The organism is Methylobacterium sp. J-048, assembly GCF_022829515.1.
Classification (GTDB): domain Bacteria; phylum Pseudomonadota; class Alphaproteobacteria; order Rhizobiales; family Beijerinckiaceae; genus Methylobacterium.
The window spans coordinates 64,014-87,360 of sequence record NZ_JAKSYL010000223.1 but is presented as its reverse complement, the minus strand read 5'-3'; the positions used below and the strand labels follow the sequence as shown (position 1 = coordinate 87,360).

Genomic DNA, 23,347 nt, shown 5'->3' with positions numbered 1-23,347 from the left:
CCTGCACCACCCCCACCCCTGACCCCTCCCCGCAAGGGGGAGGGGAAAACCGTGGCAACCGAAACACTTGCCGCCCATCCCCCTAGACTGTGATCGTCGCCGCCATGCCCGAGACCCGCGAGATCCGCGTCCCCGATATCGGCGACTTTTCCGGCGCGCCGGTGATCGAGATCCCGGTGACGCCGGGCGAGACAATCGCCCGCGACCAGACCCTGCTCGTGGTCGAATCCGATAAGGCGACCCTCGACATCCCCTCTCCGGTCGCGGGCCGGCTGGTGGAGATGCTGGTCGGCCTCGGCGACACCGTGTCGGCCGGGACCCTGATCGCCCGCCTCGAAGTCGACACGGAGACGGTGGCTGCACCCACCGTCGCGCCAGCGGAGGAATCCTGCGACGTGCTGGTGATCGGCGGCGGCCCTGGCGGCTACGCGGCGGCGTTCCGAGCCGCGGATCTCGGGCAGAACGTGATCCTGGTGGAGCGCGAGGCGACGCTGGGCGGCGTGTGCCTGAATGTCGGCTGCATCCCCTCGAAGGCGCTGCTGCACGTCGCAACCGTCACGGAAGAGGCCGGCCGGCTCGCCGAGCACGGGATCAGCTTCGGCGCACCCACGGTCGATCTCGACAAGCTGCGGGCGTTCAAGGCCGGCACCGTGCGGCGCCTGACCGACGGGCTCACTCAAATGGCGCGCCAGCGGAAGGTCGAGGTCGTGCGCGGCACCGCGCGCTTCACCGGGCCGAACGCGGTCTCGGTGATGTTGCAGGCGGGCGGCAGCCGTGCCGTCGGGTTCAGGAGCGCCATCGTGGCGGCGGGCTCGTCGCCGGTCAGCCTGCCGATGCTGCCCGACGACCCGCGGATCGTGAATTCCACGGGCGCACTGGAACTGCCCTTCGTGCCCCGCCGCCTGCTGGTGATCGGCGGCGGCATCATCGGCCTGGAGATGGCGACGGTCTATAGCGCGCTCGGCGCCCGGGTCGACGTGGTCGAGCGCCTGCCGAACCTTCTGGAGGGGGTGGACCGGGACCTCGTGGCCGTCTGGACCAAGCGCAACGCCCATCGGTTCGACCGCGTCCTGACCGGCGCGGAGGTCGTTTCCGCCACTGCGACGCCGAACGGCATCGCGGTGACCCTCGCGGGCGACGCGGAGCCGCTCGTCTACGACCTCGTGCTTCAGGCGGCGGGAAGGCGCCCGAACGGCGACGCGCTGGGCCTCGACGCGGCGGGCGTGACCGTGGAGCGCGGCTTCGTGGCGGTGGATTCGCAGATGCGCACCAACCTGCCCCACATCCTGGCGGTGGGCGACCTCGTCGGGCAGCCGATGCTCGCCCACAAGGCCGTGCACCAGGGCCACGTCGCCGCCGAGGTGGCGGCCGGCCATAAAGCCGGGTTCGACGCCGCGGTGATTCCCTCGGTGGCCTATACCGATCCGGAGATCGCCTGGGCCGGGCTCACCGAGACCGCCGCCAAGGCCGCCGGCCGGGCGGTCGAGGTGGCGCGCTTCCCCTGGGCGGCCTCGGGCCGGGCCATTGCCAACGGCGCCGATTACGGCCTGACCAAGCTGCTGTTCGACGCGGACACCAAGCGGATCGTCGGCGGCGCCATCGTCGGCCCGAGCGCGGGCGACATGCTCGGCGAGATCGTGCTCGCCATCGAGATGGGCGCCGACGCCACCGATATCGGCCGCACGATCCACCCGCACCCGACCCTCGGCGAGACCATCGGGCTGGCCGCCGAGGCCGCGCTCGGCCTCTGCACCGACCTGCCCCCGGCGCGGCGCTAGCGGCGGTCTCGACCCCGCGGCCCGGTTTGGATAAACCGGCTGCCGCGAGGCCGGGGACGGCTCGGCTGCGCCGGCCCGTCCGCAGAACAACACGACGCCTCCATCCCGGGGGGATTCGGGCCGAGACGATGCGGTGTGCCGAATTAGCCGTTCCGGGACGTTCCGATGCCAAAGCTCACCTTCAGCGCGCTTGATCCGCGGGCAGTCCGACGCTGCGTCGCGTTCCTGGTCCGGCGCGACTGGGCGCTCCATCTCGGCCTCGCGGCGATGCTGGCGGGGATCCCGATGAGGCCGTCGGCCGTCGCGGCCGAGGCGCCGGCCGCCGCCCAGCCGCAGGCCGCCCTGATCGCGTCGCTGCAGAGTCGGGTGCTGGCGGCCCACAGCGCGACCCTGGCGCTGGAGAGCTGGTGCGCCGACCACAAGCTCGCCGGCGAACCGCGTCTCGTCGCCCAGCGCATGACCATCGCCGACAAGCCCTTGAGCGCGGTCCAGCGTGCCCGCCTGGCGATCGGCCCCGACGAGCCGGTGCGCTACCGCCGGGTCCGGCTCGCCTGCGGCGACCGGGTCCTGTCGGAGGCCGACAACTGGTACGTGCCGGCGCGCCTGACGCCCGAGATGAACGCGACCTTGGAGGGGACACGCACCCCCTTCGGCCGGGTCGTGCGCCCGCTGGAGCCGACCCGGCAGACCATCGCGGTCCGCCCGTTCCTGCAGGCCGCGGCGCCCGGCCCCGACGACCCGCTGTTCGAGATCGACGCGGTGCTGTCGACCGGCGCCGGCCAGCCGTTCTGCGAGGTCGCCGAGACCTATCTGGGCGGTGCGCTGCCGGAAGCTTCGCGGTAAGAGAGCCTCAAACGGCCGGTTCGGGAGGAACGAGGATGCGTCGCGCGGTCTTGGCTTTGCTCGCTTCGATGGCGATCTGCGGCCCGGCCCTGGCCGCCGATCCGGCCGGCCTCTGGCTCACCGAGACCGGCAGTTCCCGGGTGAAGGTCGCCCCCTGCGGCGGCGGCTATTGCGGCACCATCGTCAGCGCGCCCGGCAAGGCCCTCGACGCCAAGAACCCGGACCCGGCCCTGCGGGGCCGCAGCGTCGTCGGCGTGCAGATCCTCGACGCGCGGCAGGCGGACGGATCGGGCTATAGCGGCTCGCTCTACAACCCGAACGACGGCAAGACCTATTCCGGCTCGCTGCGGCTGACCGGCCCGAACGCGCTTGAAGTCTCGGGCTGCGTGATGAGCGTGTTCTGCAAGCGCCAGACCTGGACCCGGGTGAATTGATGAGCGGCACAACACCGCGCCGAAGCATCGGCATCAAGTTTTAGAAGATTGTTCCAAGATCTGTCCCGGAACCTCGGATCGAATCTTCTATCCGGTATGCAGGCGACAACTCGACAACCCTCTCTTTCAGTCCGGCGTGCTGCGGAGGAGCGCGTCGCCGAACCGGCCGAGAGCCGGATTTGCAAGTGGTGCAACGTCTTGGGCGACCGGTGGGTGCGGACGCGCTGCGATGCGCAACCCTGGAATGACACGATGGATCTGTGAGCATCCCTCTCACGATCAAGCTCAGAGAAAATATTATTCCCCTCCGAGTTTGGATCTCCAAGTTTTTTGGACGTGTCACAGCGCACACGATGCTGTGAATTACGTGCCCATGCCGGATCTATTGCGTGCGATCGAAGTTCCTTGTCGAGTGCCGATAAAGACAGGACTTCTCATGACCAAGACGATTCTCGCTGCCACCGTTGCGACCCTCCTGGCCGGGCCCGCTTTCGCTCAGGTGATCGAGACCCCGACCAGCACCGCAGTGATCGTGCCGCCCGGTGCCCCCGGCGTCGTAACGCGGCAATCGAACTCGACCGGGGATGGCGGCGCCATCACCTACTCGCCGACCGGGCAGCCGGCGGATTCGATCTCCAACGATTCCGCCGCCGCCGGCAACGCCAACCAGCCCTCGCGAGTCGCCCCCCAGGGCGGTGGCGGCGGGAAGTAAGCCGAGCACCAAACATGGAAAGGGCCGCGCCGGTGACGGCGCGGCCCTTTTTTGTGACCGACCCCTTGCATCAGTCCCCTGCGGTCAGCGCCTGCTCGATCGCGTCGAGCGCCGCTTCGGCGCCGGCGCCGTTGGGGCCGCCGGCCTGGGCCATGTCGCGGCGACCGCCGCCGCCCTTGCCGCCGAGCGCGCCGGCCCCGGCCCGGACCAGCCCGACCGCGTCGTAGCGGTCGGTCAGGTCTTCGGTGACGCCGACCACCAGCCCGGCCTTGCCGTCGGCGGACACGCCCACGATCGCCACGATGCCGGAGCCGAGACGCTTCTTCTCCTCGTCGATGATCGGCTTGAGGTCGCGCATGTCGAGCCCCTCGACCACCGAGCGCCGGAACGCCACGCCACCGACCTCGCTCTGACGTGACGAACGACCCGAGTCGGGGTCCGAAGAACCCATGGCGAGCTTGCGCCTTGTGTCGGCCAGCTCCCGCTCCAGGCGGCGCTTCTCCTCCATCATGGCCGTGAGGCGGTCGGGCGCCTCCGTGACCGGAGCCTTGAGGATGCCGGCCAGCGCGGCGAGGGTGCGGGCCTCCTCGGCCCGGTGATGGCGGGCCGCATCGGCGGTGAGCGCCTCGATCCGGCGAATGCCGGCGCCGACCGCGCTCTCGCCGACGATGGTGATCGCCCCGATATCGCCGGTCCGGCCGGCATGGGTGCCGCCGCACAGCTCGATGGAGAAGTTCTTGAGCCGGGCGCGACCGGTCTCGGCGCCGTCCGCGTCCACCGGCAGGCCCATCGAGACGACGCGGACCTCGTCGCCGTACTTTTCGCCGAACAAAGCCCGGGCGCCCGACGCGATGGCGTCGTCCACCGCCATCAGCTTGGTCACCACCGGGGCGTTCTGCAGCAGGACCGCGTTGGCGATGTCCTCGACCCGGGCCAGTTCCTCCGCCTCGATCGGCTTCGGATGGCTGATGTCGAAGCGCAGCCGCTCGGAGCTGACCAGCGAGCCCTTCTGGGCGACGTGGTCGCCGAGCACCTGGCGCAGGGCCTCGTGCAGGAGGTGGGTGGCCGAGTGGTTGGCCCGGATCGCCTTGCGGCGGGCATGGTCGACCTTCAGCTCCACCGGCTGGTCGAGGCCGAGCGTGCCCTCCTCGACGCTGACATGGTGGACGAACAGGTCGCCGAGTTTTTTCTCGGTGTCGGTGACGCGGGCTCGCACACCGGCGCTCTGGATCAGGCCGGTATCGCCGACCTGGCCGCCGGATTCCGCGTAGAACGGCGTCTGGTTGACCAGCGCGAGGCCGGTCTGCCCGGCCTCCAGGCTCTTCACTTCGGCGCCGTCGCGGAGCAGCGCGGTGACGATGCCCTCGGCGGCCTCGGTCTCGTAGCCCAAGAACTCGGTGGCGCCGACGCGCTCGCGGATGCCGAACCAGACCGTCTCGGTGGCGGCCTCGCCGGAACCCTTCCAGGCCTCGCGCGCCGCCTGCTTCTGGCGCTGCATCGCGGCGGTGAACGTTTCCGTGTCGACGCCGATGCCCCGGGCCTTCAGGGCGTCCTGGGTCAGGTCGAGGGGGAAGCCGTAGGTGTCGTAGAGGGTGAAGGCGGTCTCGCCGGAGAGCTTGTCGCCCTCCTTGAGTTCGCGGCTCTCGGAATCGAGGATCGACAGGCCCCGCTCCAGGGTGCGGCGGAACCGGGTCTCCTCAAGCTTCAGGGTCTCACCGATCAGCGCCTCGGCGCGCATCAGCTCCGGGTAGGCCTGGCCCATCTCGCGCACCAGGGTCGGAACCAGGCGGTACATGGTCGGCTCGCGGGCGCCCAGGATCTCGGCGTGCCGCATGGCCCGGCGCATGATCCGGCGCAGCACGTAGCCGCGGCCCTCGTTACCCGGCAGCACGCCGTCGGCGACCAGGAACGAGGCGGCGCGCAGATGGTCGGCGATCACCCGGTAGGACGCCATCGTGGCGGGCTCCGGCGCCCGCGCGATCGCATGCGCCACGGCGTCGATCAGCGCCTTGAACAGGTCGGTGTCGTAGTTGGAGTGGACGCCCTGGAGGATCGCGGCCATGCGCTCCAGGCCCATGCCGGTATCGATCGAGGGTCGTGGCAGCGGGTTGCGCGATCCCGGCTCCAGCTGCTCGTATTGCATGAACACGAGGTTCCAGAACTCGAGGAAGCGGTCGCCATCCTCGTCCGGGGAGCCGGGCGGGCCGCCCTGAAGCGCCGGGCCTTGGTCGATGAAGATTTCCGAGCACGGGCCGCAGGGGCCGGTATCGCCCATCTGCCAGAAATTGTCGGAGGTCCCGATCCGGATGATCTTGTCGTCGGAGAAGCCGGCGATCTTTTTCCACAGGGTCGCGGCCTCGTCGTCGTCGGCATAGACGGTGACCAGCAGCCGGTCGGGCTTGAGGCCGAACTCCTTGGTGATCAGCGTCCAGGCCAGCTCGATCGCGCGGTCCTTGAAATAGTCGCCGAACGAGAAGTTGCCGAGCATCTCGAAGAACGTGTGGTGGCGCGCCGTGTACCCGACATTGTCGAGGTCGTTGTGCTTGCCGCCGGCGCGCACGCATTTCTGCGCCGTGGTCGCCCGGTCGTAACCGCGCTTTTCCACGCCGGTGAAGACGTTCTTGAACTGCACCATGCCGGCGTTCGTGAACATCAGCGTGGGGTCGTTCTTCGGCACCAAGCTCGAAGACGGCACGACCTCGTGTCCCGCCTTGGCGAAATAGTCGAGGAAGGTCGACCGGATCTCGTTGACGCCGCTCATCGGGGCTGACTCTAGCGAAGGCTTAAAGGACTGGGCCGCCACCCGTTTCAAGCGAGGCCCGCATGGCGTCCTCTTAAGCAGGGTTCCGACGCGAGTCACGGGCGGGCCGCCGCGAAAACACCCGACGCCGCCCCACGTCCGCCACAAGCGCGGCCGTGTTGTCGCCACATCTGTCAAGCGATGGTGAACCCGTGGCGCCATCAAGGGCGCGTGAGGAATCGGGTACACGATGCAGGGCCGGACGGTCGGATCGCCGAGGAACGTCACGGGCAAGCAGGGCCGGTTCGGGTCCGGCCGGGCCGATGCCATCACCGCGCAGCCGATGCTCGGCCGCGCCCACGGGAGCGTTCCGGCGCTGGCCCGCTCGCTGCTCACCGTCTCGCTGATCGCCGGCGGGCTGAGCGCGACGCTGATCGGTTCGGGGATCGACCTCGGGAAGGTCGGCCTGAATCAGGCGGTGTCCTCGGCGCAGGCCGCCACCGAATTGCCGATGCCGCGCCCGCGGATCCACACCGTCGCGCTGAGCGAGGCGCTGGAGCCGACGCCGCTGCACGCCTCGGCGAGCTTCGCCGCCGTGCACGACCTCGACACCGATATCGGCTCGAACGGGGTCGATCGCGTCTCCTACGACTTCCTGCTGTCGGAGAGCGCCGGCGGCGACCCGAACGACATCCTCGAATTCGGCCCGATGAAGATCCGCCGCCACTTGGTGCAGACGATCGTGCGGGCGGCCCAGGCCGTCCAGACCGATCCCGTCCTGCTCATGGCGGTCGCCGACAAGGAATCGAGCTTCGTCACCGCGGTCCAGGCCAAGACCTCCTCGGCCACCGGCCTCTATCAGTTCATCGAGCGCACCTGGCTCGGCGTGGTCCGCGATTTCGGGCCCCGCTACGGGTTGGCGAAGGAAGCGGCTCTGGTCACGGCGGATGCCAACGACCGGCCGGTGATCACGGACGCCGCCGACCGCGCCCGGGTGCTGGAGCTGCGCCGCGATCCTTACCTGTCGGCGCTGATGGCCGGCGAGATGCTCAAGCGCGATGCCGGCCGCATCGCCCAGCGGATCGGCCGCGACCTCACCCTCGGCGAGGTCTACCTCGCCCACTTCCTGGGCGCCGACGATGCCGGAGAGTTCCTGGCCAACGTCGTCAACAAGCCGGCCGCCGCCGCCGCCGGGCTGCTGCCCGGCCCGGCCCGGGCCAACCGCTCGATCTTCTTCGCCGCCGGGCGCTTCGTCGGGCGCGGCCGCCACCGCAAGCCGGCCAGCCTCTCGGTGGCGCAGGTCCACGAGAAGTTCGAGGCGATGATGAGCACCCGCGGCACGCGCTACCAGAATGTCCGGGCGGTGTCGGGGATCATGGCCTACGCGGATGCTGCAACCGGAGTCGCCACGCAGTAACAGCCCGGCAAGCCGGCCTCTATTCGCGTCCCCGGGCGCAACTCCCTGCGTCCTGCCGACTTTCGTCCACAAGCGCCGCGTCCGCGTGCGGCGTGAAACGGAGACTTTCGGAGAGCGTACTTGAGAAAGCCTCTGTCGAGCACGGCCACGCCGCTCACTGATACGCTCTCGCCGAGCAGCATCCCGCTCGACCAGATCGGCCAGACGCTCGCGTCGATCTACGACGATTTGGTCTCCGAGGGGGTGCCGGAGCATCTCGCCGCCCTGGTCCGCCGGGTCCGGCAGAGCGAGATCGAGCCCGCCGCGCCCCGCGAGGCGAGCCCGCTTGCGGCCGATGGCCCCGCTTCCCGCCTCGCTCTGGTGGTCGAGGACGATCCCGAGGTCCGGGCGCTGGCCGAGACCCTGCTGGAAGAGACCGAGCTCGACGTGATCGGCTGCGACAGCGCCGAGGCGGCCCTCGCCGTGCTTCAGGCGCGGGGCGGCGACGTGGCCCTGGTCTTCGCCGATGTCCGGCTCGCGGGCGCAATGGACGGTCTGCAGCTCGCCCGGGCAGTCGCGACCCTATGGCCCCGGGCCCGGCTGGTGGTAACCTCGGGCCACGGCATCCGCCGGCCGGACCTGCCGAGCGAGGCCGTGTTCATCGCCAAGCCCTGGCGCCCCTTCGACGTGCTGGTCGAGGCCGAGCGGGCGACCACGGATCCGGCGCCGCCGGTCACCTGAGGCGGCTTGCGCGGCGACGGGCCCGGCCCTTGCATTGACCGCCGGCATATCGGCGCAAGGAGCCCCTGTCTTTGCCGATCCTGTCCGTTCGTCATCGCACGGTCTACCGGTACCGGCGCCCGGTCGCCTTCGGCGAGCACCGGATCATGTTCCGGCCCCGGGACAGCTACGATCAGCGCTTGATCGCGGCGTCCCTCGAGATCACCCCCGAGCCCGCCACGCTCCGGTGGATGTTCGACGTGTTCGGCAATTGCGTCGCGGTGGCGACCTTCGGGGTCCGCGCCGAGACGCTGACCTTCGATTGCGGCATCACCCTCGACCACACCCCCGAGCACGCGCCGGTCTTCCCGCTGGCGCCGCACGCCACGCATTACCCGTTCGGCTACGGGGCCGAGGACATGCCCGACCTGTCCCGGTCGATCGAGCGGCAATGGCCCGATCCGCGCCACGAGGTCGATGCCTGGGCGCGCAGCTTCATTCCCGCCCAGGGCCGGATCCCGACCCAGGAACTGCTCGCCGACATGACCCGGAGCGTGCGGGCCAACTTCACCTATCTCGCCCGCTCCGAGAAGGGCGTGCAGGAGCCGCTGACGACGCTGCGCAGCAAGCGCGGCTCGTGCCGCGACTTCGCGGTTCTGATGATGGAGGCGGTGCGGGCGCTCGGCATGGCTGCCCGGTTCGTGTCCGGATACTTGTACAATCCGCGCAACGACCGGGGCCGCCATGTCGGCGGTGGCTCGACCCATGCTTGGCTGCAGGTCTACCTGCCGGGCGCCGGCTGGATCGAGTTCGACCCGACCAACGGGATCGTCGGCAACCGCGACCTGATCCGCGTGGCGGTGACCCGCGATCCGGCACAGGCCGTGCCCTTGCACGGTTCGTTCTTCGGCCTGGCCAGCGACGACCTCGGTATGCGCGTCGATGTCGACGTGATCGAATTGCCTGACGAAGAGGCAGAAACAGGTGGGATTCAGGCTCATTCGCCAATATTGGCGGGTTGAGGCTTTAAATCCGGACCGAACATGCGGGGCGACCCGCCGGGGCATGAGGACACAGGTGGCCGCGATGAAGATCAGGACCGGTTACGATATCGCCTTCAGCCTCACCCAGCCGACGCCCATGATCCTGATGCTGAGCGTCCACCCGTCGCGGATGCCGGACCTGCTCACCCAGCAGGTGATCAATTTCGATCCGTGGATCCCGGCCCGCGAGTATCAGGACGTGTTCGGCAACGTTTGCCACCGCATCCTCGCGCCGCCGGGCCTGCTGACGATCTCGGCCGACTTCACGATCCTGGATTCCGGCCTGCTCGACGAGGTCGCCCCCGATGCCCGGCAGATCCCGGTCCAGGACCTGCCGGACGAGGTGATGGTCTACCTGCTCGGCTCGCGCTACTGCGACACCGACAAGCTGGCGCAGACCGCCTGGTCGCTGTTCGGCAACGCGCCGGAGGGTTGGGCGCGGGTCCAGGCGATCGTCGCCTACACGCATGAGCGCATCCGCTTCGACTACCAGCGCGCCGACGCCACCCGGACCGCCCATGACGGCTTCATGCAGCGCGAGGGCGTCTGCCGGGATTTCGCCCATCTCGCCATCGCGTTCTGCCGGTGCATGAACTTCCCGGCCCGCTACGCCACCGGCTATCTCGGCGATATCGGCGTACCGGTCGATCCCGCGCCGATGGATTTCTCGGCCTGGTTCGAGGTCTACCTGGACGGTCCGAACGGCCCGCGCTGGTACACGTTCGACGCCCGGCACAACCGCCAGCGGATCGGCCGCATCGTCATGGCCCGCGGGCGCGACGCCACCGATTGCGCGATCTCGACCAATTTCGGCTACGCCCACCTGGCGCGCTTCGACGTCCATACCGACGAGGTTGCTTGACAGTCGGAGACCGGCACGGGCGAACCGCCTTACGTATTCCGACGTCAAGCAAAATCTTCTTCGGCGCGTGGAACTGCCAACCTATGCTCACGCTTGTAATGGCAAAGGTTATCGCACAGGCAGGCACCCCATGAAGACCTCGGCCACCGCGCTCGCGGCGTTCCTCGCCGCAACTGTTCTTGCCGCCCCGGCGCTGGCAGCTCCGGCCTACGATCCCTTCGGCGCCAACGGCGCCGAGGAGTATTACTCGGATCCGGGTCAGTACGGCTACCAGGGCACCCCGGGCTTCGGCCAGGGTGTGCAGGACGCGCCGCAGGCCCAGGTCCAGCCGATCCCCCGCGAGATCGTGGCGTTCAACGCTCCCTACGCGCCGGGCACGATCGTGGTCTCCACCGCCGAGCGCCGCCTGTACTTCGTGACGGGCAACGGCGAGGCGATCCGCTACGGCGTCGGCGTCGGCCGGCCGGGCTTCAGCTGGAGCGGCAGCAACACGATCACCGCCAAGCGCGAGTGGCCGTCCTGGACGCCCCCGAAGGCCATGATCGCCCGCCGTCCCGACCTGCCGCGCTACATGGCCGGCGGCATCGAGAACCCGCTCGGCGCCCGTGCCATGTATATCGGCAGCACCGAGTACCGCATCCACGGCTCGAACGAGCCGGACACGATCGGTCAGGCGGTCTCCTCGGGCTGCATCCGCATGACCAACGACGACGTCACCGACCTCTACGAGCGGGTGAAGGTCGGTGCGAAGGTGGTCGTGCTGAACTGATCGCACCGAGACACTTTGCCTAATCTCCAAATCGACCCCTCATTCTCAGGTGAGGCTTGGGGTGAGGTTTGAAATTCGGAAGTTAGGCAAGACCGGAAGACAAAAAGCCGCCAAGTCACGTTCGTGATCTGGCGGCTTATTCTATAAGGGCTGCTCTACGGCCTTCCGCGGCCCGCCGCATGTCAAACAACGGGGACATCGAAGTAGATTCGGTCGAGGTCGATCTCGAAACCGACCGCATCGAACCGGAGGCCGTGGTCCGGCCCGGTCAGGACATCGCGGCGCCACCCCTCGTCCGTTCGTTCGTAGTGTTCGACGCGCGTCTGGTCCTGGTAGACCAGGGCAATGTGACGGAGCGTCGGCAGGGACTTGTAGAACTTGAGCTTCCCGCCCCTGTCGTAATCCATGGTCGGGGGCGTTAGCACCTCCACCAACACGAGAGGATCGGTCAGGCAGGTCTGGTTCTGCCGAGGGCCGCACCGGACGACAATATGCTGGTGGGCCGCGTCGGCCATGAAGCCCTCCATCGCGATAGGGCTACATCATCGGCCGGAAAGCCCATAGGGCCGCGTCCGGCGGACTGGATATCAGGCCGTCTTCACCGTCAAGCGACGGAGAGGCCCGCACGGACCTCATCGGCCGTGCCGGAAGCGCGAGGCAAGCCGCAATCCTCATCCCCCCAGCGGGATCAAGACAGCGCATCCTCACGCTTGAACCGATGCTTCGGTCGCCTCTCAGAAGATCCTAGACCCGATCCGGTCATCGGCCGGCTGAGCGGCTCGGTCTCGTCAAGTCCGAAAACCTGCGCCCGTCAGGGCACCACGCGACCGACCGCGGTCTGCGGCGGGCTGAACGAGGCGATCGGGAGGTCGCAGAAGCAACGCACGCCGAGCGGGCGCGGGCCCGGCAGCGGACAGGAAAACGGCTTCGGCCCGGTCAGGCCCTGCTGGACGGCATCGCAATTGAGGCCGACCGGCTGGCTCTCCCGGCGGCGCGGCGCCGGGCGGTAGCCGCGCTCGTAACCCGGATCCTCGTAGCCGGGCGGCGGCCCGCCATAGCCGCCTCCACCATACTGGGCCCACGCGGTCGAGGCGGGAAGCACGGCGGCGAGCGCCAGCGCGGCGACGGTGAGCCGGAACGAGGCTCGCAACCCGGTTCGGCCGTGTGTATGGAGGCGCATGCCTGACCCTTTCGCGCGATGCAGGCTCATGATGCCCGCTCTGGCGCGCTCGCCGCCGAAATGGGGACCGGTTCGGGCTCGGCGAACGCGCATCATCGCGGACGGCTCTCGATGCCAATACCGGCGAAAACGAGACGGCCCGCCTCCGGAGACCGGAAGCGGGCCGCTGGTTTGATCTATGAAGTGACGCTTAGTGCGTCGAGCGATCGGCGGCGTCTTGGACGTTATGGCCCGCCTGCCGGACGGCATCCTGGCCCTGCTCCATCGCCTTGCGGGTCTCCTCGGCGCTCTGCTGCATGACCGTCTTGGCACGCTCGGCGCCCTGCTGCATCGCGCTCTGGGCGATGCCGCTGAACTCCTTGGCCTGCGCCTGGATGGCGGCGAACTGGCTGCGCACGAACTCGGCCTGGTGCTGCATCGCCTCCTGCACGTCACGCGAGCGGACGAGCTTCTGCGCCAGGTCGAACGCGGCGTTCACGTTCTGCTCGGCGTATTCGAAGCCGCGGGAGGAGACGTCCTGCGCGTTGGTGCGGGCGACTTCGGCAGACCCCTGGACGGTGTCGGCGGTCCGGCGGGCGGCTCCGATGAAGCTGTCGAACGCCTTCCGGGCCTGCTCGACGCTCTTCTCGGCGAAGTCACGCATCTCGGTCGGGACTTCGTAGTTCGGGGGGGTGCTCATGCTCGTCTCCTCATATATTCGGCTGTTGATGGCGCCTTGTGCACTGCACAATAACTGATTCGCCGCCATATGCCACCCGCGCCGCGTTCATTAAGGTTGACATGACGTAAACGTGTGACGGTCGGCGCAAGAGTCCAGCGTCGCAACGCAGCTGCCTTTACAATAGGGGTACGGTTGCGCGTGTTTCTCGGGCAAAGCGGGCCGGGGACGAGGAATCGGGCGTGGGTTCGAGGTCGCGGGCTTTGCAGACGACACAGACATCGACCATCGGGCCGGCGGAGGTCGCTTTGGCCGCGGCCTTCGCGGGCTGGGCGCGCCTGCCGGGCCTCGCGGCCGCCCTGGCCGACCCGGACGCGTTCTATGTCGTGATCGATCCCGCTGACGGGCGGGTCCTGCTCGCCTCCCGGGCGGGGCAGGCGCTCGCAGGCGTCGACACGGCTTCCCTGGCCCGTCAGGTCGCCTGGGCCAATCCGAACGACACCGCGCCCCGGCTCGCCCGCCTCTCGCTCGACGCCAGACGGATTGTCCCGCCCGCGCTGTGCCAAGTGATCGGCGGGACCCGCGACGACGGCCGGCCCGCTGTCCTCGTGATCCCGACGGCCCCGGTAAAGCTGCCACGCCCGCGGCCGACCGCTCCGGCAGCTCCGCAGGTTGAGGCACCGGCGCCCGAATCGACGCCCGCCGCCACACCGGTGGCAATCCCGGCCCTGAACACGGGTGATCGCTTCCTGTGGCGCAGCGATGCCTCCGGCACGCTGACCACGCTGACCGGTTCCGAGGGTCTCGCCGGCCTCATCGGCCAGCGCTGGCAGGACCTCGCCGAGACCGGCCGAATCACCGGCGCCGACGGCATGTTCGCGGCCTTGCGCGACCGGGGCACATTCCGGGCCGAGCCCGCCCGCCTCGACCTCGGCGATGGCCCGTTCCAGGTGGAACTGTCCGGCGCGCCGCTGGGGCGGGGGGATGCAGCGTTTTCCGGGTTCGGCGGCTTCGGGCTGGTGCGCAGCGTGCCGGCGCCGCCGGTCCCGACGGAGGCGCCCCCCCCGATCGAACCGGCCGCAGCTCCCGAGGAATCGCACGAGCCCGTGCCATCGCGCGAGCCCATGCAGGCGCCCGTCGCCTCGGCCTTGCCCGCTCCGGGGCCAACCGAGCCGGGACGCGCAAGCGTCGAACAGGCGGCCGCCGCGGCGCCAATGTCGGCCGAGACCCCGGCTTCGACCGCCTCGACCCAAGCCGAGCCGCAGCCCGCAACCGCCTTCGTCGAGCGCCCGCCGCATGAGCCGGCGGAGCCGGAGCCTCCGGCCGCACGACGCGTCGAACAGCCATCGCTATCGACCGACGAGCATGCCGCGTTCCGGGAGATCGCCCGGGCGCTCGGGGCCCGCTATGCCGGCGACGAGGCGACCACCGAGGCGCCGGCACCACGCGCGGGCGGCGCGGTCATGGCGTTCCCCGGCACGCAGGCCGGCAGCGCGGAGACCCGCGATGCCCCGGTCACCAACGCGTCGCGGGACGCCGAATTCCTGGCCGGTCTGCCGCTGCCGACGCTGGTGCATCGCGACGGCGCGATCCTGGCGGCGAATCAGGCCCTGCTCGATGCGACTGGCTACGCCGACGTTCCGGCGCTGACCCAGGCCGGGCTCGACCGGCTGTTCCGCGGCCTGCCTCAGCCAGCCGGCCCCGAACACGCCACGCGCCGGACGGCGATCGAGACCGCCGACGGCAGCGCCCGGGCGGTCGAGGTGCTGGGCGGCCCCTGCATCTGGGCGGGTCAGCCGGCCGCCTGCTTGGTCCTCCGCCCCCTCGAAGATGCCGACCCGGCGAGTGCGCTCACCGCCGAGCGCCTGGCCCGCGCGGCGCAGGCCGAGCGGACGGAAGCGGCCGAAGCGGCCCTCGACGCGCTCGAAGCCGGCGTGCTGACCCTCGACGGCGCCGGACGGATCGTGGCGTTGAACCGGGCGGCCGCGGAGCTGTTCGGGTGCGATCCCCGGGAGATCGTCGGCGGCCGCTTCGTCGCCCTGTTCGATCGGGACTGCGTGCTGGCGGTGGCCGACATCCTGCGCGGCGCGGCCAAGGAGCCCCGCCCGGTCTCGGTGGCCGGCCGTGCCGTGACCATGGGCGTCTCGCCGGCCCGGGAGGACGGACGCCGCGTCGCCGTGCTGAACACAGCGCCGGCCGAAACCGCGCGGACCGCCGAGGTGATTCCGGCCCCCGCCTCCGGGGCCGGCCAGGACGGCGCCCTCGCACGCCTGGACCGCGCCTTCCGGGGTCCGCTCAACGGCATGGTCGAGTTGGCCGACGCGATGCTGAAGGAGCCGTTCGGCCCCCTGGGGGACGTGCGCTATCGCGGCTGCCTCGCCCAGATCAGGACATCGGGCGCGCTGATGCTGGACCGCGTCGGCCAACTCCTGGACCTCGCCACCGTCGAGGCCGGCGCCCTGCGGCTCGACCCGCGCCGGATCGCGCTCAACGACGTGGTCGCGGGTTGCGTCGCCCGGCTGCAGGGCGAGGCCGCCCGGGGCCGGATCGTGGTCCGCACGAGCTTCTCCACCGGTCTCGACGACCTCGAGGCCGACGAGCGCTCGGTGAGCCGTGCGGCGTGTCTGGTCATCGAGCACGCGATCCGGCGTTCCGCGGCCGGCGGCCAGGTCATCGTCTCGACCGGCTCGACCGAGAGCGCCGGGGTGGCGCTGCGGGTTCGGGATACCGGCGCCGGGGTGACCCAGGCCGCGTCCGAGCCGGCGGGCGATGTCGAGGACGGGCTCGCCCTACCCCGCGCGCTGGTGGAAGCCAATGGCGGGCGCCTCCAGCTGTCGGCGCGCCCGGAGGACGGCACGCTGGTGGAGATCATCATGCCGACGCGCCGCGCCGCGAACGGGTGAAACCAGGGCGCGACCGACCCGACGTACAAGTATTCGGAAACACCCGGCCGCCACTGACGGTTCGGCCGCCGCGCTCCGCTTGACAGCGCTTCGGGCCGGCTTCAATCAAGCCTTACATTGCGCCCAATTGAGTTCCGGATCCTAGGACCCGGCTTGAGCGGGCCGGCGACGATATCGTCGTCGCACGATGTAGGCTACGTTACTTTGGAAGTCCTGGCTGCGCGGCCGATGCCGCGATACGATCGGGCACCAAACAGGGATGGAATGCCATGGAAGGCAAGGTCGTTGAAGTTCAGGCTGCGTGGCGTGAGGGTGCTCACGTCGACGACGCCCAGTATCGTTCGCTCTACGAGGCGTCGGTCACCGATCCCGATGCCTTCTGGGGTGAGCACGGCAAGCGCATCGACTGGATGACGCCGTTCACCAAGGTCAAGAACATCAGCTTCGAGCCCGGCAAGGTCTCGATCAAGTGGTTCGAGGACGGCAAGACCAACGTCGCCTACAATTGCATCGACCGGCACCTGGAGACCCGCGGCGACCAGACCGCGATCATCTGGGAAGGCGACAACCCGGACGAAGCCAAGCACATCACCTACCGGGAACTGCACGCGCAGGTCTGCCGGATGGCCAACGTCCTGCGCAACCGCGGCGTCGGCAAGGGCGACCGCGTCACGCTCTACATGCCGATGATCCCGGAAGCGGCCTACGCGATGCTGGCCTGCGCCCGGCTCGGCGCGATCCACGCCATCGTGTTCGGCGGCTTCTCGCCGGATTCCCTTGCCTCGCGCATCCAGGGCTGCACGTCCAAGGTGGTGATCACCGCCGACGAGGGCCTACGCGGCGGCCGCAAGGTGCCGCTGAAGGCCAATGTCGACGAGGCGATCAAGCGCCTGGGGAATGATCTCGTCGACCACGTCATCGTCGTGCGCCGCACCGGCGGCAACGTCGCCATGGAGGCCGGCCGCGACGTCTATTACGACGAGGCCGCCGAGCAGGTGACCGACGAGTGCCCCGCCGAGCCGGTGGAGGCCGAGCACCCGCTGTTCATCCTCTACACCTCGGGCTCCACCGGCCAGCCGAAGGGCGTGGTGCACACGACTGGCGGCTACCTGGTCTACGCCTCGATGACCCACCAGTACGTCTTCGATTACCGCGAGGGCGACGTGTACTGGTGCACGGCCGATGTCGGCTGGGTCACGGGCCACAGCTACATCGTCTACGGCCCGCTCGCCAACGGCGCGACCACGCTGATGTTCGAGGGCATCCCGACCTACCCGTCGACCTCGCGGTTCTGGGACGTGGTCGACAAGCACAAGGTCAACATCTTCTACACGGCTCCGACCGCGATCCGCTCGCTGATGGGCGGCGGCGAGGGGCCAGTGAAGAAGACCTCGCGCCAATCGCTGCGGGTGCTCGGCTCGGTGGGTGAGCCGATCAACCCGGAAGCCTGGGAATGGTACTACAACGTCGTCGGCGAGGGCCGCTGCTCGATCGTCGACACGTGGTGGCAGACCGAGACCGGCGGCATCCTGATCACCCCGCTCCCGGGCGCCACCGCCCTGAAGCCCGGCTCGGCGACCCGGCCGTTCTTCGGCGTGAAGCCCGAGATGGTCGATGCCGAGGGCAAGGTCCTGCAGGGTCCCTGCGAGGGCAACCTGTGCATCGCCGATTCCTGGCCGGGCCAGATGCGCACGGTCTACGGCGACCACGAGCGGTTCGAGCAGACCTATTTCTCGACCTATCCGGGCAAGTACTTCACCGGCGACGGCGCCCGCCGCGACGCGGACGGCTATTACTGGATCACCGGCCGGGTCGACGACGTGATCAACGTCTCGGGGCACCGGATGGGCACCGCGGAGGTCGAATCCTCCCTGGTCGCCCACCCGAAGGTCGCCGAGGCGGCGGTGGTCGGCTACCCGCACAACGTCAAGGGCCAGGGCATCTACGCCTACGTCACCCTCAACGACGGTGAGGAAGGCGACGACGCCCTGCGCAAGGAGCTCGTGACCTGGGTCCGCAAGGATATCGGGCCGATCGCCTCGCCGGACCTGATCCAGTTCGCCCCCGGCCTGCCCAAGACCCGCTCCGGCAAGATCATGCGCCGGATCCTGCGCAAGATCGCCGAGGACGATTTCGGCTCGCTCGGCGACACCTCGACGCTGGCCGAGCCGGCCGTAGTCGACGACCTGATCGAGAACCGGCAGAACCGGCCCTGATCGGTTTGACCGCGCAGAAACAACGAGGCGGGTGCCGATCCGGCGCCCGCCCCCAACAAGAACCACGCAACTCGGTCTCACGAACAACCGGAAGGCCGGAGCGCCTTCGCGGGAGGAACACGCCATGAGCAGCTCGACACTCGGCCTTCGCGGGGGCACGGCACCCCCACCATCCCGCAACGCTGCCGCGGCGGTCGATCCGCAGATCGACCGGATCGTCCGGACCCCGGAATTCCAGCAGCTCGTCGCCGAGCGCACCCGGTTCGGCGTGATCCTGACGATCCTGATGCTGGTGGTCTATTTCGGCTTTATCGGCCTGATCGCCTTCGACAAGTCGCTCATGGCCGTGAAGGTCGGCGGCGGCACCGCCTCGCTCGGGCTGTTCCTGGGCGTGTTCGTGATCCTGTTCGCCTTCGCGCTCACCGGCATCTACGTGGCCCGGGCCAACACCCGCTTCGACGCGCTGAGCGCCGCCCTGAAGCGGAGCGTCGGCCAATGAACCGCATCCTCCTCGGCCTGACGCTGGCCACGATCACGGCTTGCGCGGCCTATGCCGCCGGCCCCGACCTCGGCGCCGTCACGCAATCGGCCACGAACTGGCCGGCCATCGGCATGTTCCTGTTCTTCGTGCTGATGACGCTTGGAATCACCTACAAGGCCGCCAAGGGCACCAAGTCGGCCGCCGACTTTTACGCCGCGGGCGGCGGCATCTCGGCCGGAACCAACGCCCTGGCGATCGCCGGCGACTACATGTCGGCAGCCTCGTTCCTCGGCATCTCCGGCCTGGTCTACACCTCGGGCTTCGACGGCCTGATCTACTCGACGGGGTTCCTGGTCGGCTGGCCGATCGTGCTGTTCCTGATCGCCGAGCGCCTGCGCAACCTCGGCAAGTTCACCTTCGCGGACGTGGCGAGCTTCCGCCTGGACCAGACCTCGATCCGCATCATCTCGGCGGTGGGCACCCTGGTGGTGGTGGCGTTCTACCTGATCGCCCAGATGGTCGGCGCCGGTAAGCTGATCCAGCTGCTGTTCGGCCTGCCCTACCTCTACGCGGTGATCATCGTCGGCGTGCTGATGATCGTCTACGTCGCCTTCGGTGGCATGAAGGCGACCACCTGGGTCCAGGTGATCAAGGCCTGCCTGCTCCTGGGCGGCGCGACCTTCATGGCCGGCGCGGTGCTGTTCAAGTACGGCTTCAACCCGGAGGCCCTGTTCGCTGCCTCGGTGCAGGTCCACCCGAAGGGCGACGCCATCATGGCCCCCGGCGGCCTGGTCTCGAACCCGATCGAGGCGATCTCGCTCGGCGTCGGCCTGATGTTCGGCACCGCCGGCCTGCCGCATATCCTGATGCGGTTCTTCACGGTCTCGGATGCGCAAGCCGCGCGCAAGTCGGTGTTCTACGCCACCGGCCTGATCGGCTACTTCTACATCCTGACCTTCATCATCGGCTTCGGCGGCATCGCCCTGCTGATGTCGGATCCGAGCTACTTCAAGCTCGGCGCGGCCGGCACCTTCGACAAGCTGAAGGACATGATCGGCGGCACCAACATGGTCGCCGTCAATCTCGCCAACGCGGTCGGTGGCCCGTACTTCCTCGGATTCATCTCGGCGGTGGCCTTTGCGACCATCCTGGCGGTGGTGGCCGGCCTGACGCTGGCCGGCGCCTCCGCGGTCAGCCACGACCTCTACGCCCAGGTGATCGCCCGCGGGCGCACCACCGAGAAGCACGAGGTCAACCTGTCGAAGATCTCGGCGGTGGTGATCGGGATCGTGGCGATCTATCTCGGGTACGTGTTCGAGAACCAGAACGTCGCCTTCATGGTCGGCCTGGCCTTCGCGGTGGCGGCGAGCTGCAACTTCCCGGTGCTGGCCATGTCGATCCTCTGGCGCGGCACGACCACCTGGGGGGCGCTCGCGGGCGGCCTGGTCGGGCTGATCTCGGCGGTCGGGATGGTGGTGCTCTCGAAGGCCGTCTGGGTGGTGACGTTCGGCAATGCCGCGGCGATCTTCCCCTACGACAACCCGGCTCTGTTCTCGATGCCGCTGGCTTTCGTGACGATCTGGGCCGTGTCGAGCCTCGACAACTCGCGCCGGGCGCAACGCGAGCGCGCCGCCTTCGAGGCGCAGTTCGTGCGCTCCGAGACCGGCATCGGCGCGGTGGGCGCGCACGCCCACTGAGTCCGAGGCGGACTGCGAGACCCGGGGGGCGCGGCGCGAGCCGCGCCCTTCGTCGTTTCAGGATCGGCAGGCTGCCATGTTGATGACGGTGGTCCCGCGCGCATTGTCGATTGACCCGCCCAATTCCTGCGGTCACGCATACCTGATCCGCGTGTCCTGCAGGGCCCGCAATCCGAGGGACGACGGTCGACGCCCTCGGCCGCGCATGCGTCGTCTGGGAGGGACCGGTTCATGGCTGTGGCAACTGCGATCCCGCGGGCGGGGGACGCCGCGAGGCCGATGAGTTCGGCCGAGAAGCGGGTGATCTTCGCCTCCTCGCTCGGCACCGTGTTCGAGTGGTACGATTTCTACCTCTACGGCTCGCTCGCGGCGATCATCGGCGCCCAGTTCTTCTCCGCCTACCCACCGGCGACCCGGGACATCTTCGCGCTGCTCGCCTTCGCGGCAGGCTTTATCGTGAGGCCGTTCGGCGCCCTGGTGTTCGGGCGGATCGGCGACCTGGTCGGGCGCAAATATACCTTCCTGGTCACGATCCTGATCATGGGCCTCTCGACCTTCATCGTCGGCGTGCTGCCCAACGCGGCCACGATCGGGATCGCGGCACCGATCATCCTCATCGTCCTGCGCTTGGCTCAGGGTCTGGCGCTCGGCGGCGAGTATGGCGGCGCGGCGACCTACGTGGCCGAGCACGCCCCCAACGGCCGGCGCGGCTTCTACACGAGCTGGATCCAGACAACGGCGACGCTGGGCCTGTTCCTGTCGCTGCTGGTGATCCTCGCGACCCGGACCTTCACCGGCGAGGCGGCCTTCGCCGAGTGGGGCTGGCGGATCCCGTTCCTGGTCTCGGTGCTGCTCCTCGGCGTCTCCGTGTGGATCCGCCTCCAGCTCTCCGAATCCCCGGCCTTCCAGAAGATGAAGGACGAGGGGAAGACCTCGAAGGCGCCGCTCACCGAGGCGTTCGGTGAATGGAAGAACGCCAAGTTCGCGGTGATCGCCCTGTTCGGCCTCGTCGCCGGCCAGGGGGTGGTCTGGTACACGGGCCAGTTCTACGCGCTGTTCTTCCTGCAATCGATCCTCAAGGTCGACGGCTACACCGCCAACCTGCTGATCGCATGGTCGCTGCTGCTCGGCACCGGCCTGTTCGTGCTGTTCGGCTGGCTGTCGGACAAGATCGGCCGCAAGGTCATCATCCTGGCGGGCTGCGCCATCGCGGCGGCGACGTTCTTCCCGATCTTCAAGGGCATCACCGCGACCGCCAACCCGAAGCTCCAGGCCGCGATCGAGACCGTGAAGGTCACCGTCTCGGCCGATCCGGCGGCCTGCGGCACCCTGTTCAACCCGGTCGGAACGCGGGTGTTCTCGGCGCCCTGCGACCTCGCGCGCGACTTCCTGTCGAAAGCCTCGGTGAAGTACGACACCGCGCCGGGCGCGCCCGGACAGCCCACGGTAATCCGGGTGAACGACACCGCGATCGCCTATCCGCAGGGCGGCGCCCCCGAGGCCAACAAGGCCGTGACCGCGGCGCTGCAGGCGGCGGGCTACCCGAAGCCGGGCGACGCCGAGATCGTCAAGATGACGAACCCGTTCGACATCTTCCGGCCGCAGGTCGCCCAGGTGATCGGCCTCCTGTTCGTCCTCATCATCTTCGTGACGATGGTCTACGGCCCGATCGCCGCCATGCTGGTGGAGCTGTTCCCGACCCGGATCCGCTACACCTCGATGTCCCTGCCCTACCATATCGGCAACGGCTGGTTCGGCGGGCTGCTCCCGGCCACCGCCTTCGCGATGGTGGCTCAGACCGGCGACATCTATTACGGCCTCTGGTACCCGATCGTGATCGCGGTGGCGACGGTGATCATCGGGCTGATCTTCGTGCCCGAGACCAAGGATCGGGACATCTTCGCCGAGACCTGAACGCCGTCTGGCGGATCGCACGACGACACCCGGGCCGCCCGCGCGGTCCGGGTGTTTCCATTTCCGGGGTGACGCGCGGAGACGGGCGGACAGGCGATCCGGATTCGGCGCCGGGATCCGGCGCCGGCAATCGTCACGCCGGGCATTCGTGCCCCGGGTGCGCTTCATCACGCATGCCCCCCGCCAATGCGGATACGGCTGTTCTGCCCGCTCGAAGGCGATCCTGCGTCAGCGTGAAGCGATGGCCGGCCAAAGATTGACATTCCCCCGCGAATCCGGCGCGCGAAGGCTATTAATATTTCTTGTTCAATGGTACGGGCAGCGCCGAAGTCGGTCGATACAGACATACAGGTTGTATCCCGACAACTTCTTGTTGCCGATCAAAAATCAATTTTGGCGGAACCGATAGCGGGTCTCAACCGTCTTCGAAACGATTTACACCCAGACAGGAAATCAAACGTGAACGATGCCTTGATGCAGTTTCATCGCAAGAGCGGCAGCAAGCCGCCTCTATCTCTGGTTATCGGCGCCAATGTCACGATGATTGCCGTCTGGATTGCAATCTACACCGTCGCCGGCGGCCCGATCTGGTTATGGTAACGGTGACTGCCGGTTGCGTTTATCGTCGTAACACCCACTGCAATACGCGCCGAGCAGGTATCCGGACTGGTGCGCGGTGAGATAGCCCAGCACGATCAAGGCATGGAGCATGTCGAGCCCAGGGCCGAACGCGAACAGGATTACCGCGCCGACCAGGACCAGGAACGACGTCGCGATCATGACCAGCATGGTGTAGAACCAGCCGATCAACAATCCGATCACAAACAGCACTGCTGCGAGTAACATCGCGTCACCTGGCTCAAGGTTGTTCAGCGCACGACGCTAAAACAACATCCCCGAAAGGGGCTCCGAAGCCTCATGCCACGGGCACCGCCCATACGACCCACGAACAGATCGCGCGACCCGACGACAAACTTGCGTCGAACCGCACATTTTTCATG

Annotated in this window: 20 protein-coding genes; 15 read left to right on the top strand and 5 right to left on the bottom strand. The window is 68.7% G+C overall.

Features of this window, described 5'->3' with window-relative positions; all coding sequences use genetic code 11:
* Nucleotides 1-104: 104 nt before the first annotated feature.
* From lpdA to MKL09_RS21805, 4 genes are all read left to right on the top strand, one after another.
* Nucleotides 105-1,778, top strand: coding sequence for a dihydrolipoyl dehydrogenase (gene lpdA / locus MKL09_RS21820; protein WP_244023634.1), 1,674 nt, complete (start codon nt 105-107; stop codon nt 1,776-1,778).
* 165 nt (nt 1,779-1,943) lie between these two features.
* On the top strand, nt 1,944-2,621 hold the full coding sequence (locus MKL09_RS21815; RefSeq protein ID WP_409566961.1) for a hypothetical protein: 678 nt from the start codon (nt 1,944-1,946) through the stop codon (nt 2,619-2,621).
* 35 nt (nt 2,622-2,656) lie between these two features.
* Nucleotides 2,657-3,055, top strand: a complete 399-nt coding sequence (locus MKL09_RS21810) for a DUF2147 domain-containing protein (protein ID WP_244023632.1) — start codon at nt 2,657-2,659, stop codon at nt 3,053-3,055.
* A 436-nt stretch (nt 3,056-3,491) separates the two neighbouring features.
* On the top strand, nt 3,492-3,767 hold the full coding sequence (locus MKL09_RS21805; RefSeq protein WP_244023630.1) for a hypothetical protein: 276 nt from the start codon (nt 3,492-3,494) through the stop codon (nt 3,765-3,767).
* A 70-nt stretch (nt 3,768-3,837) separates the two neighbouring features.
* Here MKL09_RS21805 and alaS read toward each other — a convergent pair whose 3' ends face one another.
* Nucleotides 3,838-6,528 carry an alanine--tRNA ligase gene (alaS, locus tag MKL09_RS21800; protein WP_244023627.1) on the bottom strand — a complete coding sequence of 897 codons (2,691 nt, stop codon included), beginning with the start codon at nt 6,526-6,528 and terminating at the stop codon, nt 3,838-3,840.
* A gap of 229 nt (nt 6,529-6,757) precedes the next feature.
* Here alaS and MKL09_RS21795 point away from each other — a divergent pair, with 229 nt between their 5' ends.
* From MKL09_RS21795 to MKL09_RS21775, 5 genes are all read left to right on the top strand, one after another.
* The gene (locus MKL09_RS21795) at nt 6,758-7,924 is read left to right on the top strand and encodes a transglycosylase SLT domain-containing protein (RefSeq protein ID WP_244023626.1); all 1,167 of its coding nucleotides are present in this window, start codon (nt 6,758-6,760) and stop codon (nt 7,922-7,924) included.
* Nucleotides 7,925-8,104: 180 nt separating this feature from the next.
* Nucleotides 8,105-8,644 carry a response regulator gene (locus MKL09_RS21790; RefSeq protein WP_409566963.1) on the top strand — a complete coding sequence of 180 codons (540 nt, stop codon included), beginning with the start codon at nt 8,105-8,107 and terminating at the stop codon, nt 8,642-8,644.
* A 71-nt stretch (nt 8,645-8,715) separates the two neighbouring features.
* Complete coding sequence (locus MKL09_RS21785) at nt 8,716-9,645, top strand: transglutaminase family protein (protein ID WP_244023622.1); 930 nt, start codon at nt 8,716-8,718, stop codon at nt 9,643-9,645.
* 64 nt (nt 9,646-9,709) lie between these two features.
* On the top strand, nt 9,710-10,528 hold the full coding sequence (locus MKL09_RS21780) for a transglutaminase-like domain-containing protein (protein WP_244023620.1): 819 nt from the start codon (nt 9,710-9,712) through the stop codon (nt 10,526-10,528).
* 130 nt (nt 10,529-10,658) lie between these two features.
* The gene (locus MKL09_RS21775; RefSeq protein ID WP_244023618.1) at nt 10,659-11,297 is read left to right on the top strand and encodes a L,D-transpeptidase; all 639 of its coding nucleotides are present in this window, start codon (nt 10,659-10,661) and stop codon (nt 11,295-11,297) included.
* Nucleotides 11,298-11,479: 182 nt separating this feature from the next.
* Here the strand turns inward: MKL09_RS21775 and MKL09_RS21770 are convergent, their stop codons facing one another.
* From MKL09_RS21770 to MKL09_RS21760, 3 genes are all read right to left on the bottom strand, one after another.
* Nucleotides 11,480-11,812, bottom strand: coding sequence for a Uma2 family endonuclease (locus MKL09_RS21770; RefSeq protein ID WP_244023616.1), 333 nt, complete (start codon nt 11,810-11,812; stop codon nt 11,480-11,482).
* Nucleotides 11,813-12,108: 296 nt separating this feature from the next.
* Entirely contained in the window at nt 12,109-12,477 is a 369-nt protein-coding gene (locus MKL09_RS21765) for a hypothetical protein (protein ID WP_244023614.1), read from the bottom strand.
* Nucleotides 12,478-12,667: 190 nt separating this feature from the next.
* Nucleotides 12,668-13,156 carry a phasin gene (locus tag MKL09_RS21760; RefSeq protein ID WP_244023612.1) on the bottom strand — a complete coding sequence of 163 codons (489 nt, stop codon included), beginning with the start codon at nt 13,154-13,156 and terminating at the stop codon, nt 12,668-12,670.
* Between the two features lie 221 nt (nt 13,157-13,377).
* Between MKL09_RS21760 and MKL09_RS21755 the strand changes: the two genes are divergently transcribed.
* The 6 genes from MKL09_RS21755 to MKL09_RS21730 all read left to right on the top strand — a co-directional run bounded on the left by MKL09_RS21755 (nt 13,378) and on the right by MKL09_RS21730 (nt 22,946).
* Nucleotides 13,378-16,038: a PAS domain-containing sensor histidine kinase gene (locus MKL09_RS21755; protein ID WP_244023611.1), complete on the top strand. Its 2,661-nt coding sequence runs from the start codon at nt 13,378-13,380 to the stop codon at nt 16,036-16,038.
* 269 nt (nt 16,039-16,307) lie between these two features.
* Nucleotides 16,308-18,254 carry an acetate--CoA ligase gene (gene acs / locus MKL09_RS21750; protein ID WP_244023609.1) on the top strand — a complete coding sequence of 649 codons (1,947 nt, stop codon included), beginning with the start codon at nt 16,308-16,310 and terminating at the stop codon, nt 18,252-18,254.
* Between the two features lie 124 nt (nt 18,255-18,378).
* Nucleotides 18,379-18,753, top strand: coding sequence for a DUF485 domain-containing protein (locus MKL09_RS21745; protein ID WP_244023607.1), 375 nt, complete (start codon nt 18,379-18,381; stop codon nt 18,751-18,753).
* Entirely contained in the window at nt 18,750-20,432 is a 1,683-nt protein-coding gene (locus MKL09_RS21740) for a cation acetate symporter (protein WP_244023605.1), read from the top strand. Before MKL09_RS21745 ends, MKL09_RS21740 begins: the two co-directional genes overlap by 4 nt.
* A gap of 231 nt (nt 20,433-20,663) precedes the next feature.
* On the top strand, nt 20,664-22,346 hold the full coding sequence (locus MKL09_RS21735; RefSeq protein WP_409566960.1) for an MFS transporter: 1,683 nt from the start codon (nt 20,664-20,666) through the stop codon (nt 22,344-22,346).
* 459 nt (nt 22,347-22,805) lie between these two features.
* A complete protein-coding gene (locus tag MKL09_RS21730; protein WP_244023604.1) occupies nt 22,806-22,946 on the top strand; it encodes a hypothetical protein in 141 nt (46 codons plus the stop codon).
* On the opposite strand, the gene MKL09_RS21725 is transcribed toward MKL09_RS21730, so the two are convergent.
* A complete protein-coding gene (locus MKL09_RS21725) occupies nt 22,938-23,192 on the bottom strand; it encodes a hypothetical protein (protein ID WP_244023602.1) in 255 nt (84 codons plus the stop codon). The genes MKL09_RS21730 and MKL09_RS21725 overlap by 9 nt on opposite strands.
* Nucleotides 23,193-23,347: the final 155 nt, after the last annotated feature.

Excerpts from the sequence above, each read along its gene's own strand:
- MKL09_RS21810 (WP_244023632.1), top strand. The coding sequence starts at position 2,657 with ATGCGTCGCGCGGTCTTGGCTTTGCTCGCTTCGATGGCGATCTGCGGC.
- MKL09_RS21725 (WP_244023602.1), bottom strand. The coding sequence starts at position 23,192 with ATGTTACTCGCAGCAGTGCTGTTTGTGATCGGATTGTTGATCGGCTGG.
- MKL09_RS21745 (WP_244023607.1), top strand. The coding sequence starts at position 18,379 with ATGAGCAGCTCGACACTCGGCCTTCGCGGGGGCACGGCACCCCCACCA.
- MKL09_RS21795 (WP_244023626.1), top strand. The coding sequence starts at position 6,758 with ATGCAGGGCCGGACGGTCGGATCGCCGAGGAACGTCACGGGCAAGCAG.
- MKL09_RS21775 (WP_244023618.1), top strand. The coding sequence starts at position 10,659 with ATGAAGACCTCGGCCACCGCGCTCGCGGCGTTCCTCGCCGCAACTGTT.
- lpdA (WP_244023634.1), top strand. The coding sequence starts at position 105 with ATGCCCGAGACCCGCGAGATCCGCGTCCCCGATATCGGCGACTTTTCC.
- alaS (WP_244023627.1), bottom strand. The coding sequence starts at position 6,528 with ATGAGCGGCGTCAACGAGATCCGGTCGACCTTCCTCGACTATTTCGCC.
- acs (WP_244023609.1), top strand. The coding sequence starts at position 16,308 with ATGGAAGGCAAGGTCGTTGAAGTTCAGGCTGCGTGGCGTGAGGGTGCT.
- MKL09_RS21760 (WP_244023612.1), bottom strand. The coding sequence starts at position 13,156 with ATGAGCACCCCCCCGAACTACGAAGTCCCGACCGAGATGCGTGACTTC.
- MKL09_RS21740 (WP_244023605.1), top strand. The coding sequence starts at position 18,750 with ATGAACCGCATCCTCCTCGGCCTGACGCTGGCCACGATCACGGCTTGC.
- MKL09_RS21780 (WP_244023620.1), top strand. The coding sequence starts at position 9,710 with ATGAAGATCAGGACCGGTTACGATATCGCCTTCAGCCTCACCCAGCCG.
- MKL09_RS21815 (WP_409566961.1), top strand. The coding sequence starts at position 1,944 with ATGCCAAAGCTCACCTTCAGCGCGCTTGATCCGCGGGCAGTCCGACGC.
- MKL09_RS21735 (WP_409566960.1), top strand. The coding sequence starts at position 20,664 with ATGGCTGTGGCAACTGCGATCCCGCGGGCGGGGGACGCCGCGAGGCCG.
- MKL09_RS21765 (WP_244023614.1), bottom strand. The coding sequence starts at position 12,477 with ATGCGCCTCCATACACACGGCCGAACCGGGTTGCGAGCCTCGTTCCGG.
- MKL09_RS21770 (WP_244023616.1), bottom strand. The coding sequence starts at position 11,812 with ATGGCCGACGCGGCCCACCAGCATATTGTCGTCCGGTGCGGCCCTCGG.
- MKL09_RS21805 (WP_244023630.1), top strand. The coding sequence starts at position 3,492 with ATGACCAAGACGATTCTCGCTGCCACCGTTGCGACCCTCCTGGCCGGG.